14 protein-coding genes and 2 pseudogenes are annotated in these 16967 nt (G+C 58.7%); 7 read left to right on the forward strand and 9 right to left on the reverse strand.

Going from position 1 to position 16967, the window contains the following annotated elements:
- Positions 1-13: 13 nt before the first annotated feature.
- From AWM69_RS01950 to AWM69_RS01975, 6 genes and pseudogenes are all read right to left on the reverse strand, one after another.
- Positions 14-793: an N-acetylmuramoyl-L-alanine amidase gene (locus AWM69_RS01950; RefSeq protein WP_218725651.1), complete on the reverse strand. Its 780-nt coding sequence runs from the start codon at positions 791-793 to the stop codon at positions 14-16.
- A gap of 90 nt (positions 794-883) precedes the next feature.
- Positions 884-2878, reverse strand: coding sequence for a GGDEF domain-containing protein (locus AWM69_RS01955; protein WP_218725652.1), 1995 nt, complete (start codon positions 2876-2878; stop codon positions 884-886).
- Complete coding sequence (locus tag AWM69_RS01960) at positions 2875-3753, reverse strand: endonuclease/exonuclease/phosphatase family protein (protein ID WP_048381273.1); 879 nt, start codon at positions 3751-3753, stop codon at positions 2875-2877. The genes AWM69_RS01955 and AWM69_RS01960 overlap by 4 nt, the downstream gene beginning before the upstream one ends.
- A 14-nt stretch (positions 3754-3767) precedes the next feature.
- Positions 3768-4418: a thiol:disulfide interchange protein DsbA gene (dsbA, locus tag AWM69_RS01965; protein WP_074702830.1), complete on the reverse strand. Its 651-nt coding sequence runs from the start codon at positions 4416-4418 to the stop codon at positions 3768-3770.
- 199 nt (positions 4419-4617) lie between these two features.
- Positions 4618-5238: a cytochrome c gene (locus AWM69_RS01970; protein ID WP_048381277.1), complete on the reverse strand. Its 621-nt coding sequence runs from the start codon at positions 5236-5238 to the stop codon at positions 4618-4620.
- Positions 5238-5572, reverse strand: a pseudogene (locus tag AWM69_RS01975) (cytochrome c5 family protein). Before AWM69_RS01975 ends, AWM69_RS01970 begins: the two are co-directional and overlap by 1 nt.
- 190 nt (positions 5573-5762) lie before the next feature.
- On the opposite strand from AWM69_RS01975, the gene yihA reads away from it, so the two are divergent.
- Positions 5763-6413: a ribosome biogenesis GTP-binding protein YihA/YsxC gene (gene yihA, locus AWM69_RS01980; protein ID WP_048381279.1), complete on the forward strand. Its 651-nt coding sequence runs from the start codon at positions 5763-5765 to the stop codon at positions 6411-6413.
- 264 nt (positions 6414-6677) lie between these two features.
- Here yihA and polA read toward each other — a convergent pair whose 3' ends face one another.
- Positions 6678-9443, reverse strand: coding sequence for a DNA polymerase I (polA, locus tag AWM69_RS01985; RefSeq protein ID WP_218725653.1), 2766 nt, complete (start codon positions 9441-9443; stop codon positions 6678-6680).
- Positions 9444-9517: 74 nt separating this feature from the next.
- On the opposite strand from polA, the gene AWM69_RS01990 reads away from it, so the two are divergent.
- Together AWM69_RS01990 and AWM69_RS01995 are read left to right on the forward strand one after the other, a co-directional pair.
- Positions 9518-9808: a DUF2782 domain-containing protein gene (locus tag AWM69_RS01990; protein ID WP_019828138.1), complete on the forward strand. Its 291-nt coding sequence runs from the start codon at positions 9518-9520 to the stop codon at positions 9806-9808.
- Positions 9809-9865: 57 nt separating this feature from the next.
- Positions 9866-10816, forward strand: a complete 951-nt coding sequence (locus tag AWM69_RS01995) for a homoserine kinase (protein ID WP_131654311.1) — start codon at positions 9866-9868, stop codon at positions 10814-10816.
- Positions 10817-10880: 64 nt separating this feature from the next.
- Here AWM69_RS01995 and znuA read toward each other — a convergent pair whose 3' ends face one another.
- On the reverse strand, positions 10881-11801 hold the full coding sequence (gene znuA / locus AWM69_RS02000; protein ID WP_218725654.1) for a zinc ABC transporter substrate-binding protein ZnuA: 921 nt from the start codon (positions 11799-11801) through the stop codon (positions 10881-10883).
- Positions 11802-11867: 66 nt separating this feature from the next.
- On the opposite strand from znuA, the gene AWM69_RS02005 reads away from it, so the two are divergent.
- The 4 genes from AWM69_RS02005 to AWM69_RS02020 are packed head-to-tail and all read left to right on the forward strand — an operon-like array spanning position 11868 to position 14673.
- Entirely contained in the window at positions 11868-12350 is a 483-nt protein-coding gene (locus AWM69_RS02005) for a Fur family transcriptional regulator (RefSeq protein WP_048381286.1), read from the forward strand.
- Positions 12350-13138 carry a zinc ABC transporter ATP-binding protein ZnuC gene (gene znuC / locus AWM69_RS02010; RefSeq protein ID WP_218725655.1) on the forward strand — a complete coding sequence of 263 codons (789 nt, stop codon included), beginning with the start codon at positions 12350-12352 and terminating at the stop codon, positions 13136-13138. The genes AWM69_RS02005 and znuC overlap by 1 nt, the downstream gene beginning before the upstream one ends.
- Entirely contained in the window at positions 13131-13919 is a 789-nt protein-coding gene (gene znuB / locus AWM69_RS02015) for a zinc ABC transporter permease subunit ZnuB (protein WP_131654308.1), read from the forward strand. Before znuC ends, znuB begins: the two co-directional genes overlap by 8 nt.
- A 37-nt stretch (positions 13920-13956) precedes the next feature.
- Positions 13957-14673 carry a PA5502 family lipoprotein gene (locus AWM69_RS02020; RefSeq protein WP_131654307.1) on the forward strand — a complete coding sequence of 239 codons (717 nt, stop codon included), beginning with the start codon at positions 13957-13959 and terminating at the stop codon, positions 14671-14673.
- Between the two features lie 50 nt (positions 14674-14723).
- Here the strand turns inward: AWM69_RS02020 and katE are convergent.
- A pseudogene (gene katE, locus AWM69_RS02025) lies at positions 14724-16883 on the reverse strand (catalase HPII); the annotation flags it as partial.
- Positions 16884-16967 lie beyond the last annotated feature (84 nt).

A 16967-nucleotide genomic window follows, 5' to 3' on the forward strand; every position in this document is an offset into this window, starting at 1 on the left:
ACACCCTGCGCAATCAGTTCTTTTGGGCGTTCAACACGCTCAGGATCGCCGCGCTCTCGGCATCCGGCGTTCCATCATGGCGAGAGGGCCGGAAGTGCATTTGAAACGCCGCCAGCACGTGGCGGGTGGCAACATCCAGCTCGCCGGTTTGCGGAGTTTCGTAACCCAACTGCGCCAACTGCTGCTGGAACCAGGTAATGCTCGGCATTGTGATCGCAAAAAGTGCCTGTTCACGGGCGACGGCCTGAGCATTTGGCCACACGCCGAAGCCGGCATCGGCCAGACGCTTCCACGGAAACAGCGGACCCGGATCGAGCTTGCGCAGGGGCGCAATGTCGCTGTGACCAATGATGTTGTGGGGATCGATCTTGTAGCGTGTCGAAATATCCTTGAGCAGGACGATCAAAGCCTGGATCTGACCTTCGGTATAGGGATACCAGACTCGGCCGTTCGGCGTGTCACGGAAACCCTGATTGACGATTTCGATGCCGATGGAGCTGGAATTCAACCAGGTGCGACCCCTCCACTCACTCTCCCCCGCGTGCCAGGCGCGCAGATTTTCATCCACCAATTTATAAATCGTGGGTGGGTTATCGCCAATCAGGTAGTGACTGCTGACAGGCCCGCGGGTCAGCAGCTCCAGCGAGCGCTCCAGGGAGGTCGAGGTGTAATGGAGCACCACAAACTGCACACGGCTGTCGTGGTTGACCGAGGGGTGGTTGGTGTCCATACGAGGGCCGCTGGCACAACCGGCCAACAGCGCAAGGGACAGTATCAGAGCAGGAAATTTCATGGGCAATGGCAGCGCTGGTCAATATTCATGCGCAAGCATACCTCACCGGCCTTGTCCGCGAGCTGAACCTCTTGCCGTTCAGGCCTGCATTCAGGGGCCGGCCTGCACAACACGGTTACGCCCATTGTGCTTCGCCTGGTACAGCGCTTCATCGGCTCTTTTGAGCACATGATCGCTGCGGTCTCCGGGCCTGAAGTCAGAAAGCCCGATGGAAGCCGTGATCGTCACCGGCTCTCCCTTGAAGTGGAACGGACAGGCTGCAATGACCGCCCGCAGCTTTTCGAGCTGCTGCAGGCCCAACGCCAGCGTCGTATCGGGAATCAGCAAGACAAATTCTTCACCGCCAAACCGGGCGATGAAATCCCGGGGCCGCAAGTGCTTGCGCAACTGAGCCGCAATAATTTTGAGGACTTTGTCACCCGCCAGATGACCATACCCGTCGTTGACTCGCTTGAAATGGTCAAGGTCGAGCATGGCGATCAGCAGCGGATTTCCGTGGGCTTGCCACTGCATGACCTCCTGCGCCAGTCGTTCGCTCCAGGCCGCCCGATTGGGCAAGCCGGTCAGCGGGTCGAGCAACGCCTTCTGTCGCTGCTCCTCAAGGTGCTCACGGTAACCAAGGGCTTGCTGCTCCATCTGCGCCACACGCTCGGCCAACGCTTGCAAATGGACCGAGATGTCCTGTTCACGCACGTCACGCTGCTCTTGATGCTGGTCGATCATGCCCAGCAACCCTTCCAGACGGCTCTCCAGTACGTGCTTAAGGCTGGGCAAGTCGACCGCATCTTGCACGCTGTGTTGCAGATCATCGACATGCTCGCGCAGCTGAGTGTGCAGCTCATCAACCGCCGACCGGCCCTCGGCGTGGCCCTCACTGGCCGCCTGGAGATTATTCTGGAACGATTCAAGGCGTTCGTTGAGCTGTTTGAGATAAGCCTCGAACTCATGCTGGCCACTGTCAGTGACGGCCAGCATCAATACCGCAAGATCATCGAGGATCGGCAGCAACTCGTACCAGTTAAGTCCTTTTTCCAGGCGGCTGCGTACCGCCTCGGCTTGCGGTTGATGGTGCTCGGGCAGCGACAAGTCACTGAGCAATCCCAGCAATGTCGACTCGATATGCGCCGCTACCGAGCTGTAGGACGGCTCAGGACTTTCAGGCAAGACAAAGACGGCGTCCCTCTCACCGCCGGCCTGCTCAGGCTCCGCTGCCGCCAATGAAGCAGCCGCGGACTGCGCAAGGACCGGGCGGAGCTCGGCGTCAGGCGTCGCAGGCTCGACGCGGTTTTCAGTCAGGTTATTTTCTGCTTCTACCTGCGCCACAACCGACTCAAGCGCGCCGCTCGATGACGCATCAAGAACGGGCTCATCCGGCACGGGCGGCGACGCTTCAACGGGGCCCAACGGGGGCTGTACGGCGGCCACTTCCGACGGTGGCGCAGAGCTCGCCTGAGGTTTCACCTCTGCCGTGGGCAGTGCATCGGGCCTGACGTCCAATGCCTGGGCTTCGGTTCGTCGCCCGGGCAGCAGGACATCAGGCTCCGGAGCAGCCGGTTCGGCCGCTGCTTTATCGGCGCCGAACAAGCGCTGCAACAAACCCGGCCGGACCTCACCGAGTTGCGGTGCCAGAGCCTGCCCCTGCAAATGACTCAGCTCATCCAGTAACAGCGGCATCTCGCGGGCGTGGTTAACCCTGCTCTCGAGCTGCCGGGCGAAAACCTTGAGCGGCTTGCTGACTTCTCGGGGCAGCGGCAAGGCTTGCAGTTGCGTGACCAGCGTATTCATCGCCGTACTGATCTGCTCGGTCCGTGTTTCACGCCGCTGCTCGGAATCGAGCACCGCTTTTTCAAGCCGGGGCAAGAGCGCAGCCAACGCTGCGTCCATCTCGTCACTGCGCACCACCTCGCGCATTTCCTTCATGCACTGATCGACGCTCCGATCCGTACCTTCAGCCGCCAGGGTGCTACGCACCAGGCCACGGCGCAGCAAATCGAGACGCGCCTTCCAGCGATCTTCGAGCTTTTCCTGCTGTTCGATGCTTTTGAGGTATTTCTCTTTCCAGCGCCCGGCGTCATCGGCACTCATGCAAGGGGCTCGCTGGCTGGCGCGATCACCGCAGGCAGCGAATCGACACCCACCGAGCCCGGCAAACGGATTTCAACCGCCACCGGCAGGTGATCCGAAATGGGCTGATCGAGCACCTGTACACGCTCAAGGGTCAGGCTGGAACTGAGCAAGATATGATCAAGACACCGCTGCGGACGCCAGCTGGGAAAGGTCGCCTCCATTTGCGGAGCCAGCAAACCCAAGTCCCGCAACGGCGAGGACTGCAGCAAATCGTTGGCATGAGTGTTCATGTCGCCCATCAACACTTGGTGCTGGTAGCCCTCAATCAACTCGCGGATATACGCCAGCTGTCGTGTACGGGTTTTGGTCCCCAGCGCCAGGTGCATGACTACGACCACCAGCGCATCCGGGCCATCGCCGAACCGCACCAGGATTGCGCCGCGCCCAGCCGGCCCGGGTAGAGGGTGATCCTCGATCGCTGTGGGACGTAATCGGCTGAGCACACCATTGCTGTGCTGGGCCAAGCGCCCGAGATTGCGATTGAGTTGTTGATACCAGTAAGGGAATTCGCCCTGTTGGGCCAGGTATTTGACCTGATTGACGTAGCCGGAGCGGTGGCTACCGCCATCGGCTTCCTGCAGGGCGACCAGATCGAAGTCGCTCAGCAAGCCGCCGATTTTCTCCAGGTTACCGGCCCGCCCTTTGTGCGGCAGCACATGCTGCCAACTGCGGGTCAGGTAATGACGGTAGTTTTGCGTGCTGTTGCCGACCTGGATATTGAAGCTGAGCAAACGCAAACGCCGATCATCCGGCATCACAAAGGATGTCAGATGATCCTCGTTGACCTGCGCTTCATGCAAGCCAACGATTCGCTCGCTTTTCCAGCGCCGCACGGGGGAGGCGCCGCTTAGTTCTTGCTCGGCGATGCGGCGGCTGCACGCTCTTTGGCAATCAACTGGTCCGCGACATCCAATGTGCCTTCTGGGCCGCCGGCGGTGCCAAGGTCAAAACGGTATTTACCGTTAACCACCATGGTCGGTACGCCAGAGATGCCGTACTTCTGGGCAAGCTCTTTGGCTTTTTTGATCTGGCCGGCAATGGCAAACGAATTGTAGGTCGCCAGGAATTTGTCTTTGTCGACGCCCTGTGTCGCCAGGAACTCTGCCATTTCGTCAGGCTTGGTCAGGCGCTTGCCTTCTTTCTGGATGGCATTGAACACAGCCGCGTGAACCTTGTGCTCAACCCCCATGGCTTCCAGCGTCAGGAACATCTGGCCATGAGCGTCCCATGGGCCGCCGAACATGGCAGGCAGACGTACGAAGTTCACATCGGCCGGCAGCTTCTCGGCCCATGGATTAACCACCGGTTCAAAGGCGTAGCAATGCGGGCAGCCATACCAGAACAGCTCGACCACTTCGATCTTGCCAGGCACCGCTACGGGCACCGCGTTGCTCAGCTCTACATATTGTTTACCCGCTTCAAGCGGCTCGGCCGCTTGAGCGGTCATGCCAAACAGGCTGGCGCTGACGAGAGCGGCGCTGAGAATCAGATTACGCATGCTTTACTCCTGGGCAAATAAGGTCGCTTCAACGTGACCGGGTTAAGACCGGTCCTTTCAAGCTTGAGTTCGATAGTGTAGCGGCAGATGCCATGAAAAAGGGCAGCCGAAGCTGCCCTTTGAGGTTTACATCCAAGGATTAAACGATCGTTAACGTTGCCACAGGCGCTTGGCCCAGGCCTCGTCGACCGTACAGACCTTAGTGCAGGCCTTGAATGTAGCTGGCCAGCGCCTTGATATCCTTGTTGCTCAACTTGGCAGCAATGCCACGCATGATCATCGAGTCGCCGTCGTTGGTACGATCGCCTTCACGGAAGTCGGTCAGTTGTTTTTCAACATAACCGGCGTGCTGGCCACCCAGGTGCGGGAAGCCGGCGGCGGCGTTGCCCTGACCGTCTGGCGAGTGGCAACCGGTGCAGGCAGGCAGGCCTTTTTCCAGGTCACCACCACGAAACAGCGCTTCGCCACGGGCCACCAGAGCCGGGTCAGCAGCGCCAACAGAGCTTTTCTGACTTGAGTAGAAAGCCGCAATATCCGCGAGATCCTGATCGTTCAGGTTGGTCAGCAGGCCGGTCATTTCCAGCACCTGGCGTTTGCCATCCTTGATTTCATGCAACTGTTTGAGCAGGTAGCGATCGCCTTGCCCGGCCAGTTTTGGAAAGTTAGGGGCCATGCTATTGCCGTCTGGACCGTGACAAGCGCCACACACAGCAGTTTTTGCCTGACCGGCAGCCGCATCGCCCACAAGAGCGGTGCCTGCAGCCTGGGCAATCCCGGTGACGCCCAAGGTCAACAGCAGACTCACGAATATTTTGTTCATCAGCTAATCCAACTACGGCTAAGGGTTAAAGAGTTATGGCCGGGGTACTGACTCATCAATTGAATGACGGCTCGGTAATCCTCGACACTGCAGTCCATGCACAAACCACGCGGCGGCATCGCCTTGAAACCCTGGGTCACGTGTTGCACCAGCGTCTCCATACCTTGCTCCAATCCTGGCCTTCGGCTTCCCGATCACTCGATCCAGGGGCTGTTGGCAGTTGACCGGCATGGCAGGCGACACAAACGCGGTTGTACACGGCTTCCGGATCCTGTGTAGCCTGAGCGCTATAAAGCGGCATCAAGATACCGGCAGCTAGCAGCCATTTCGTCATAAAACGACCTTTTCAGGGTTGGGAGCTTGCTGCGTTCTAATGCGCAACCTGGGTCTATCGCTCCCGTGTTCTTCATCCTACGCTGGGACAAAGCGCACACAAAATCTGCGGCATTATATACTGGCGTCACTGAAACGGAAACGACACGCTCGCCGCGTCCATTCCTGACGCCGCTCACATCGGAAATCCCATGCAACTCAAGAACCCCATTCTCGGTCTGTGCCAACAGGCTACCTTCATGCTCAGCGCAGCCAAAGTTGATCAATGCCCCGACGACGACGGCTACGAAGTCGCGTTTGCCGGGCGCTCAAACGCCGGCAAGTCCAGCGCACTCAACACTTTGACCCATGCCAGCCTGGCGCGCACATCGAAAACACCCGGCCGCACCCAACTGCTGAACTTCTTCCAGCTGGACGAAGAACGTCGCCTGGTTGACCTTCCCGGCTATGGCTACGCCAAAGTACCCATCCCGCTAAAAATGCACTGGCAGCGTCACCTCGAAGCTTATTTCGGCAGCCGCGAAAGCCTCAAAGGCGTGATCTTGATGATGGATATCCGTCATCCAATGACCGATTTCGACGTTTTGATGCTGGACTGGACGACGTCGAGCAGCATGCCGATGCATATTTTGCTGACTAAAGCCGACAAACTGACGTACGGCGCAGCCAAAAATACATTGCTTAAAATTCAGGCTGATATCCGTAAGCGTTGGGGTGACTCGGTCACGATCCAGCTGTTCTCCACGCCTAAGCGCATGGGCCTGGAAGAGGCGTACACCGTACTGGCACGCTGGATGGAATTGCCCAATAAAGGCGAAGAGGCTGGCGAGTCCGAGGCATAAGGAATCGCAGGCAAAAAAAACCCCGGACTTCGTATGGGGGGGAGAAGTCCGGGGTTTAAGCACTGGACCGCTAGGGCGTGGTCCAGAATCTGCCAACACTTAACACAACATTAGGAGCTTGAAGGTTTAACCCTTCAATAAATCTGAGTGGTGTGTGGCCGATTTAGTTCCAGCGCACCGGCAAACAATTCGGCATAAGCCCGATCACACCCATCCCCCCCTGTGTGGAGCGAGCGAACTCACTCCGCCAGCAGGCCGCATTTGTCAGTGCGCCTCGTCCCAGTTATTGCCCACACCCACTTCAACCACCAGCGGCACATCCAGCTTCGCGGCATCACTCATGTGACTGCGCACCTCATCGCGTACCTGCTCCACCAGGTCTTCGCGCACTTCAAGCACCAATTCATCGTGTACCTGCAGGATGACGCGGGCATCGAGACCCGACGCATTCAGCCAGTTATCCACAGCCACCATGGCTTTCTTGATGATGTCAGCCGCCGTGCCCTGCATCGGCGCATTGATCGCAGTGCGTTCAGCCCCTTTGCGCAGCGCCGGGTTTTTAGCGTTGATCTCGGGCAGATACAGGCGACGACCAAAGATGGTCTCGACGTATCCTTGTTCCGAAGCCTGGGCGCGGGTGCGCTCCATGTAATCCAGCACACCCGGGTAGCGCGCAAAGTAACGGTCGATATACGCCTGCGATTGCTTGCGATCGACCCCGATCTGTTTGGCCAGGCCAAAGGCGCTCATGCCGTAGATCAGACCGAAGTTAATCGCCTTGGCGCTGCGGCGCTGGTCCGTGGTGACCTCGTCCAGCTCAACGCCGAACACCTCGGCCGCTGTGGCGCTATGCACATCCAGGTTGTTGCGGAAGGCATACAGCAGCCCTTCGTCCTTGGCCAGGTGAGCCATGATCCGCAGTTCGATTTGCGAATAGTCCGCGGCCAGCAGCTTGTAACCTTGGGGCGCGACAAACGCCTGGCGGATTCGACGGCCTTCAGCGGTACGGATCGGAATGTTCTGCAAATTCGGATCGCTGGACGACAAACGTCCGGTCGCCGTCACCGCCTGATGGTAAGACGTGTGAATCCGGCCAGTGCGCGGATTGATCTGCTCCGGCAAGCGGTCGGTGTAGGTGCTTTTCAGTTTGCTTAGCGAGCGGTACTGCATCAAAACCTTGGGCAGCGGGAAATCCTGCTCGGCCAGCTCAGCCAGCACGGCCTCTGCGGTCGAAGGCTGGCCCTTGGCGGTCTTGCTGATGATGGGCAAGCCCAGTTTTTCATACAAGATCACACCGAGCTGCTTGGGCGAGCCCAGGTTGAACTCTTCACCGGCAATGGCAAAGGCCTCGCGCTCAAGTGCCACAAGCTTGTCGCCCAGCTCAACACTCTGGATCCCCAGCAGGTTGGCATCTACCAGCGCACCCTGACGCTCAATACGCGCCAGCACAGGCACTAGCGGCATTTCAATGTCCGTCAGTACAGCATTCAGGCTAGGGATTGCCGTCAGCTTCTCATGCAGAACCTGGTGCAAACGCAATGTCACATCAGCATCTTCAGCGGCGTACGGACCGGCTTGCTCCAACGAGATCTGGTCGAAGGTCAGTTGCTTGACGCCCTTGCCGGCGATGTCCTGAAAGCTGGTGGTGGCATGGCCCAGATATTTGAGCGCCAGGCTGTCCATATCGTGGCGGGTGGCCGTGGAGTCGAGCACGTAGGACTCCAGCATGGTGTCGTAGGCAATGCCCTGCACCGTGATGCCGCAGGCCGGATCGCCACCAATGGCGCAATTGGCCAGAATATTCATGTCGAACTTGGCGTGCTGACCGACCTTGGCCTTGTCCGGGTCTTCCAGCAGCGGCTTGAGGGCACGCAACACGGTGTCGCGGTCCAATTGCTCCGGCACGCCCATGTAGGAATGCGTTAGCGGAATGTAAGCCGCTTCGCCGGGCTTGACTGCAAACGACAGCCCCACCAATTGCGCTTGCTGCGCGTCTATGCCGGTAGTTTCAGTATCAAAGGCAACCAGCTTGGCGTCATTGAGCTTTTTCAGCCAAACGTCGAAACGCGCTTGATCCAGGATCGTTTCGTACTGCGACTCCGCCGCCTCCACCGCTGGCTCTTCATGCACCACCACCTGCCCGGCGCGCTTGGCCTCGCGCTCGACTTCAGCGATCCAGCTCTTGAACTCCAGTACGGTGTACAGCTCAATCAGCTTTTCACAGTCAGGCGCCTTGAGGTGCAAGTCTTCCAGACCGATCTCCAGCGGCACATCGATTTTAATCGTCGCCAGTTGATAGGACAGGAACGCCATTTCTCGATGTTCTTCGAGCTTGGCCGGCAGGTTTTTAGCCCCGCGGATCGGTAAAGTCGGCACGACGTCGAGTTTTTCGTACAGATCAACAAGGCCACCGCCAACACCCATCAGCAAGCCTGACGCGGTTTTCGGGCCAATCCCCGGGACGCCAGGAATGTTGTCGGACGAATCGCCCATCAGCGCGAGGTAATCGATGATCTGCTCGGGGGCGACGCCAAACTTCTCTTTCACGCCTTCGATATCCATCACGCTGCCGGTCATGGTGTTGACCAGGGTGATGTGGCCATCGACCAGTTGCGCCATGTCCTTGTCGCCGGTCGAAATCACCACCGGACGGTCTGCCGCGGCACTGCTGCGGGCCAGCGTACCGATCACATCGTCAGCTTCAACGCCTTCGACGCACAGCAAAGGAAAGCCCAGGGCGATGACGCTGGCATGCAAAGGCTCAATTTGAACCCGCATGTCATCGGGCATGCTCGGTCGATTCGCCTTGTATTCGGCGTACATGTCATCGCGAAATGTACCGCCCTTGGCATCGAAAACCACCGCAAACGGGCTGTCCGGGTACTGCTTGCGCAGGCTTTTCAGCATGTTCAAAACGCCCTTCACAGCACCTGTCGGCAGGCCCTTGGAGGTAGTCAGCGGTGGCAGCGCATGGAAGGCGCGGTACAGATATGAAGAACCGTCCACCAGGACGAGGGGAGCTTGGCTCATGAGCAGGATCAACCTTTTCGGCGAGTCCGGCGCTAGAATGTCCGGACCAATGACGACAAAGGGACAAGGTTATCATGCGCACACTCAATCGCCTGTTGCTGACCGGCTTGTTTGCATTCACTCCGCTGGTAACCTTTGCAGCTGATGAAGCAGTCACCGCCGACCCAGACGTAACCATTCGCACGGAAGGCGACAAAACCATTCAGGAATACCGTCAAAACGGTTTTCTGTACGCCATCAAGGTCACCCCAAAAGGGGGCAAACCGTACTTTCTGGTACGCGCTGATGGTACTGATGCCAATTACATCCGTTCCGACCAGCCGGATATGCTGATTCCTTCGTGGAAAATCTTCGAATGGAAATAGCGTCTTAACTTTAATTGGCGCCGCTTGAATGCGGCGCCCGTACTGGCAATTTAAATCATGTCTGTATTCACCCCACTGACTCGCCCTGAGCTGGAGACTTTTCTTGCGCCTTACGGACTCGGCCGTCTGCTCGATTTCCAGGGGATTGCCGCTGGCAGCGAAAACACCAATTACTTCATCAGCCTGGAGCAGGGCGAATTTGTCCTGACCCTGGTTGAGCGTGGCCCGATCAAAGAGATGCCGTTCTTTATCGAACTGCTCGATGTGCTGCACGCCGCAGATTTACCCGTGCCCTTCGCCTTGCGCACCGTCGACGGCGAGGCACTGCGCGAACTCAAAGGCAAACCGGCGTTGCTGCAGCCGCGCCTGGCCGGCAAACATATTCGCGAAGCCAACGCCCAGCATTGCGCACAGGTCGGCGACCTCCTGGGGCACTTGCACGTCGCCACACGCGATAACGTGTTGGAACGCAAGACGGATCGAGGCCTGGACTGGATGCTGGCCGAAGGCCCGGCGCTGATGGCCAACCTGGAGCCGGCAGCGGCTCAGTTACTGCAAAAGGCCCTGAGCGAAATCACCGAGCGCAAGGCGCAGATCCTGGCATTGCCACGAGCCAACCTGCACGGTGACTTGTTCCGCGATAACGCCATGTTTGAAGGTACGCATCTGACGGGGCTGATCGACTTTTACAACGCCTGCTCCGGCCCGATGCTGTACGACGTGGCGATTGCCCTGAATGACTGGTGCGCTGACGATGACGGTCAGATTGACGCCCCTCGTGCTCGCGCCCTGCTGGGGGCCTACGCCACACTGCGCCCGTTCACGGCCAGCGAGGCCGAGCTCTGGCCGACCTTACTGCGCGTCGCCTGCGTGCGGTTCTGGTTGTCACGCCTGATCGCAGCCCAGACCTTCGCCGGTCAAGACGTACTGATTCACGATCCGGGCGAATTTGAACGTCGCCTGGCGTTGCGCCAGAACGTGAAACTGCCGCTGCCGTTCGCGCTTTAAAGCAGGTCGCAATCCGTGTAGCCGCCGTCAAATCCTCGGTGGCGGCTACAGGATTAGCCGTGGTTTAGAGGCTTTCGAGGCAGCCTGCCAGGTCGTTCCCCAACTTCTCCAGCAACTGCTCGTAGCCTTGAGCGGTAGCAGGCGTAAAACCACCCAATGCATCCAGCTCAGCCAGTTTGACCGGCATGCCCGCAGTCAGCGTTTCAGCCAGGCGCGGACGAATGGGAGGGTCGCTGAATACACAGGTCTTGCCCACTTCCTGCAAACGCTTGCGCATCGCCGCCACATGCTGAGCGCCGGGCTGTACTTCCGACGCGACGCTGAACACGCCAGCATGCTTGAGCCCATAGGCATTTTCAAAATAGTCGTAGCCTTCGTGGAAAACGAAGTACGGCTTATCCGCAACCGCGGCCATACGCACCTTTAGCCGCGCATCCAATGCATCCAGACGCTCATTGAACGCCTTGAGGTTACTTTGGTAACGAGCTGCGTTCGCCGGGTCTTTCTCGCTCAAGTCAGCCGCCATTCTGGCTGCGATCACCCGCGCATTGTCAGGGGCGAGCCACAAATGGGCGTCCAGCGATCCCGGGCGATGATCGTGATCATGTTCGGCAGCATCTTCTTCATGGGAGTGGTTATCTTCGGCGAAATGACGCAGTTTCAAACCCGGCAGGTTTTGCACCATGATGCTCGGCAGGGTGCGGCTCTTGGTCACTCGCGGCAAGAAGCCTTCCAGATCCGGCCCGATCCAGTACAGCAGGTCAGCCGACTGCACACGCCGTACGTCAGAAGGGCGCAAAGCATAGTGATGCGGCGAAGCCCCCGGTGGCAAAAGTACCTCCGGCTGGCCCACACCGTCCTGCACCGCGGCTGCAATCAGCTGCAAGGGCTTGATACTGGTCAGTACGCTGACCTCGGCCTGAGCCGGACTAAACACCCATAAACTGGCGCTTAAAGTAAGAAAAAGGGAAAAAAGACGCGGCACGATGAGCACTCATGATGGCTGAAACAGGTAACATAATAACGTCTCCATCAAAAATCGTCGCCGCCCATGCCTATAACACCGCTTGCCAGCCGTCCCCACGATCACTCTCACTGCGTTCACAGCGCGCTCAGCGAGGCGGATGTTCTGTGCGCGCAAAAAGGCCTGCGTCTGACGGCATTGCGTCGCCGCGTGCTGGAACTCGTATGGCAGAGCCATAAGCCGCTGGGGGCCTATGACATTCTGGCGGTGCTCAGCGAGCAGGATGGACGTCGGGCCGCACCGCCGACCGTTTATCGGGCACTGGATTTTTTGCTCGAAAATGGTTTGGTGCACCGCATTTCGTCGCTCAACGCTTTTATCGGCTGTAGCCACCCGGAGCATCCGCATCAGGGACAGTTCCTGATTTGCCGCAGTTGCCATGCGGCCATCGAGCTTGAACAAAAAACCATCAGCGATGCGATTATCAACAGCGCCCACGATGTCGGCTTTACTGTGGAAGGGCAGACTGTTGAAGTGATTGGCCTGTGTTCGGGTTGCCGGGAGTCCTGATGAGCACCGCACTGATTCGCCTTGAACACGTCACGGTGACTTATGCCGGGCAAAACGTACTCGACAACATCCAGCTGAGTGTTGAGCCCGGCCAGATTGTCACCCTGATCGGCCCCAACGGTGCCGGGAAAACCACGCTGGTCAAAGCCGTACTCGGCTTGCTCAAGCCCACCCGCGGCAGCGTCTGGCGCAAGCCCAAGTTGCGCGTCGGCTATATGCCGCAAAAATTGCACGTCGACCCCACGCTGCCATTGTCCGTGCTGCGCTTTTTGCGCTTGGTGCCCGGCGTGGATCGCGCCCAGGCCCTCGCCGCACTCAAAGAAGTGGGCGCCGAAAAGGTCATCGACAGTCCGGTGCAAAGTGTTTCAGGCGGTGAAATGCAGCGCGTATTGCTGGCCCGCGCCCTGTTGCGCAAGCCCGAGCTGCTGGTGCTGGACGAGCCGGTACAAGGCGTGGATGTCGCCGGCCAGGCCGAGCTCTACAGCCTGATCACACGCTTGCGCGACCGCCACGGTTGCGGGGTGTTGATGGTTTCTCACGACTTGCACCTGGTGATGAGCACCACCGACCAAGTGGTCTGCCTCAACCGTCACGTCTGCTGCTCGGGTCATCCGGAGCAGGTCAGCGGCGACCCGGCTTTCGTTGAGTTGTTTGGCAAAGACGCACAAAGCCTGGCGATTTATCACCACCACCACGACCACGCCCATGATTTGCATGGTTCAGTGGTCAGCGAAGACGCCGCAGCGGCGCCCGCACATGTTCATGGAGAAGGCTGCAAGCATGGCTGATTTTCTGTTGTATGCCCTGCTGGCAGGCCTGGCGCTGGCAATCGTCGCAGGCCCACTGGGTTCGTTCGTGGTCTGGCGGCGCATGGCTTATTTTGGCGACACGTTGTCCCACGCGGCCTTGCTTGGCGTAGCCATGGGCTTTTTGCTCGACATCAGCCCCACCATTGCGGTGACGGTCGGCTGCCTGTTGCTGGCCGTGTTGCTGGTGACCTTGCAACAGCGTCAATCCCTGGCCTCCGACACTCTTCTCGGAATTCTCGCACCCAGCACCTTGTCCCTCGGGCTGGTCGTACTAAGCTTCATGCATGAAGTGCGGATCGACCTGATGGCCTACCTGTTCGGTGACTTGCTGGCGATCAGTCCGACCGACCTGATGTGGATCATCGGCGGCAGTGCTGCGGTGCTGACTTTGCTGGTCGCACTGTGGAGGCCGTTACTGGCGATTACCGTGCATGAAGAGCTCGCCATGGTTGAAGGTCTGCCGATAGCCGCACTGCGCTTGACCTTGATGCTGTTGATCGCCGTGGTGATCGCCGTGGCGATGAAGATTGTCGGGGTGCTATTGATCACGTCCCTGCTGATCATCCCGGCCGCAGCGGCTCAACGTCACGCCCGCTCCCCGGAGCAAATGGCATTGGGCGCCAGCTTGCTGGGAATGCTGGCCGTGTGTGGCGGGCTGGCCCTGTCATGGTTCAAAGACACGCCCGCGGGACCATCGATTGTGGTGTGTGCCGCGTCACTGTTTCTGCTGAGTTTTGTTCTGCCCCGTCGAGGGGTGTAGACTTGCTCGTTTTTTGCGCACTTAGAGAGCCGCAGGAATGAAGCTGTTCAACTCCCGTTACTTGCTCCTGGCAGCGTTTTCCTTGCTGTTGGGCGCCTGCCAAAGCACGCCGTCTGCCGACAATGCTGTCCCGGACGCGCGCGCTGCGACTATTGCACAGCTGGAGCAAAACCTGGCCAGCAGTGAACTCGCGACCGCTGAAGATCAACTGGCGACCTTGCAGGCGCAAACGCCGGATGATCCTCAATTGGTGCAGTACCAGCGCCAGCTGGCTGAAGCCTACCTGCAACGCAGCCAGATCGTGTTGCAGAAGGGTGATGTCAATGCTGCAGCCACTGCGCTAAGCCGCGCTCGCGCCTTGATGCCCAAGGCCCCGGCACTGACCGGAGGCGTCAACAGCGCCATCGCTCAGGCCCGTAAAGCTGAGCTGGAGCGAGCCGAAGCTGCCCTTCGAGCAGCCGAAGCCCGACCACCGGCGAAGGTCATTGACCCTGCCGCCGAAAGCACCACCGTCAGATTGAATATCAGCGATATTGCAAAACTTCGCCATCAGTTGGATCTGATCGCGCAAGATATCGTCAACTATCAATGTGCCGTCAGCCTGCAGGTTCCGCGCACGGCAGACTACCCTTGGTTGTCCACTCTGATCAGCAAGCGGGTCAAAAAGCTCGACCCTGAGTTTGACCTCAAGCTCGAGCGTCAAATCGTACGCCATGTGCCTGCGCAAATGGTGCTGACCCCCAGCAAGCCGTAAGTGCAGCCGTGCAGGCGCTTTCGAGCGCCTGCACGCGCAACCCCTGCCTGTTACGCCGGCACTGCCTTGGCCCTGGCTTCCCGCGCCCATACCCGATGTTGTGCAATGGCGGCAAAGAATGCCTTGAACGGCTTGGCATCCTTGAGCACCAGCAAACCCTCATCGGCCTGCAGATGCAGCACATCAAGCAGCTGAGCGGCCTCGCCATGCAACGCAATGGCCTTGAGATGCTTGTAGGCTTCCAGCAGGTAGTGCAACGCAACACCGTCTGCGCTCAACGCCTTGATTGATGCCGCGCCACCCGGAACAAACACCGCGTCAAAGGCCACCGAAGGCAAACCTTCCATCGACGCATCGACCGGCAACAACTTGCCTTGAGCCGTTTTAACCGGTGCCGACGTCGGCCCCAGCAGCTTGGCGTGGGCGCCTTCAGCAGCCAATGCCTGCTTTAACGCATCGATCGCGGCACCATCGACACCATTTGCCGCCAGAATCGCCACTTTTCGCGTCTTGATATCGCCGGGCAGCAGGTTGGCCTGGCTCAAGGCCGGAGATTGGGCGAGCCCGGTTTTGCGAACGGCCACAGTACCCGCCTTGGGTGGCGTAATGCCCAGGTTATCCGCCACGCGCTTGGCCAGCCCCAGGTCAATATTCGCCAGGATTTCATTCACCTGACGCTCGCGGATAGGTTCGCGCTCGACCTTGCCCAACTCAAAGCTGTAAGCCGCAATAATGTGCTCTTGCTCATGCTTGCTCATGCTATTGAAAAACAACCGCGCTTGCGAAAAGTGGTCACTGAAAGACTCGCTGCGCTGGCGGATCTTGTTTGCATCGATACGCTCGGGGTAGCTCTCAAAACCGCCATCGTGTGCAGCAGGCGGCGTTTCCTTAGGCCAGCCGCCGTCAATGGAGTTCGGCTCGTAAGAGGCACGCCCCTTGTTAATGGTGCTGCGGTGCTGCGCATCGCGCTGGTTGTTATGCCCGGGGGCAACGGGACGGTTGATGGGAATTTCGTGAAAGTTAGGCCCGCCAAGTCGGCTGATTTGCGTATCGGTGTATGAAAACAGACGCCCTTGCAGCAGCGGGTCATTGGAGAAGTCGATCCCCGGCACGATGTGCCCGGGGCAAAATGCAACTTGCTCGGTTTCGGCAAAGAAATTGTCGGGGTTTCGGTTCAGCACCATCTTGCCCAGAGGCGTGATCGGCACCAGCTCTTCGGGAATCAGCTTGGTCGGGTCGAGAATGTCGAAGTCAAACGAATGCTCGTCTTCCTCGGCGATGATCTGCACCCCAAGCTCCCACTCAGGGAAGTCACCGGTTTCAATCGATTCCCACAGGTCGCGACGGTGAAAATCGGTGTCTTTGCCTGCCAGTTTTTGCGCTTCATCCCACACCAGCGAACACGTACCCACACTCGGACGCCAATGGAATTTGACGAAATGTGACGTGCCTTTGGCATTGATCAAACGGAAGGTATGCACCCCGAAGCCCTGCATACTGCGCAGGCTTTTCGGAATAGCCCGGTCGGACATGGCCCAAATCACCATGTGAGCGGTTTCTGGCACCAGCGAAACGAAATCCCAGAACGTGTCATGGGCTGAGCCGCCGGTGGGCATTTCATTATGGGGTTCAGGTTTTACCGCGTGAACAAAGTCAGGGAACTTGACCGCGTCCTGAATGAAAAACACCGGCATGTTGTTACCAACCAGGTCGAAGTTACCTTCGTCTGTATAGAACTTCACGGCAAAACCGCGCACGTCGCGCACCGTGTCACCGGAGCCACGCGGTCCCTGCACGGTAGAAAAGCGCACAAATACGGGGGTCTTCTTGCCCGGATCCTGCAGGAAGCCGGCCTTGGTCAACGCTGTATGCGGCTCATAAGTCTGGAAGTAACCATGAGCACCCGTTCCACGGGCATGGACAATGCGCTCCGGGATGCGCTCGTGGTCAAAATGGGTGATTTTCTCACGCATAATGAAGTCTTCGAGCAGCGAAGGCCCCCGGGCACCTGCTTTCAGGGTGTTTTGATTATCGGCAATCTTCACCCCTTGATTGGTGCGCAACGCCTGACCCGTCGCGTCGTCGCGAAAAATCTCCAGGCTGTCCAGTTTGACGTTCGTGTTGCCACGATCCATGGTGTCTGTTCCGGCCATTTGGCTCTTGTTCGGAGACGGTTTTTTCGTGCTCATCAGACTTAACTCCTTGTTCGCAAAAGCCCGTCTTGCGGGCGCTGTCTACAAATGCCCCAAGCGGGACGCGAGCTGCCTAAGTACTGACTGGAACCCTTTACAGGC

It is taken from the genome of Pseudomonas sp. D1HM (assembly GCF_019266105.1).
GTDB lineage: Bacteria > Pseudomonadota > Gammaproteobacteria > Pseudomonadales > Pseudomonadaceae > Aquipseudomonas > Aquipseudomonas taetrolens.

Coding starts and splice junctions, on each gene's coding strand:
- AWM69_RS01950 (WP_218725651.1), bottom strand. CDS start 793: ATGAAATTTCCTGCTCTGATACTGTCCCTTGCGCTGTTGGCCGGTTGT.
- AWM69_RS01955 (WP_218725652.1), bottom strand. CDS start 2,878: ATGAGTGCCGATGACGCCGGGCGCTGGAAAGAGAAATACCTCAAAAGC.
- dsbA (WP_074702830.1), bottom strand. CDS start 4,418: ATGCGTAATCTGATTCTCAGCGCCGCTCTCGTCAGCGCCAGCCTGTTT.
- AWM69_RS01970 (WP_048381277.1), bottom strand. CDS start 5,238: ATGAACAAAATATTCGTGAGTCTGCTGTTGACCTTGGGCGTCACCGGG.
- yihA (WP_048381279.1), top strand. CDS start 5,763: ATGCAACTCAAGAACCCCATTCTCGGTCTGTGCCAACAGGCTACCTTC.
- polA (WP_218725653.1), bottom strand. CDS start 9,443: ATGAGCCAAGCTCCCCTCGTCCTGGTGGACGGTTCTTCATATCTGTAC.
- AWM69_RS01990 (WP_019828138.1), top strand. CDS start 9,518: ATGCGCACACTCAATCGCCTGTTGCTGACCGGCTTGTTTGCATTCACT.
- AWM69_RS01995 (WP_131654311.1), top strand. CDS start 9,866: ATGTCTGTATTCACCCCACTGACTCGCCCTGAGCTGGAGACTTTTCTT.
- AWM69_RS02005 (WP_048381286.1), top strand. CDS start 11,868: ATGCCTATAACACCGCTTGCCAGCCGTCCCCACGATCACTCTCACTGC.
- znuC (WP_218725655.1), top strand. CDS start 12,350: ATGAGCACCGCACTGATTCGCCTTGAACACGTCACGGTGACTTATGCC.
- znuB (WP_131654308.1), top strand. CDS start 13,131: ATGGCTGATTTTCTGTTGTATGCCCTGCTGGCAGGCCTGGCGCTGGCA.
- AWM69_RS02020 (WP_131654307.1), top strand. CDS start 13,957: ATGAAGCTGTTCAACTCCCGTTACTTGCTCCTGGCAGCGTTTTCCTTG.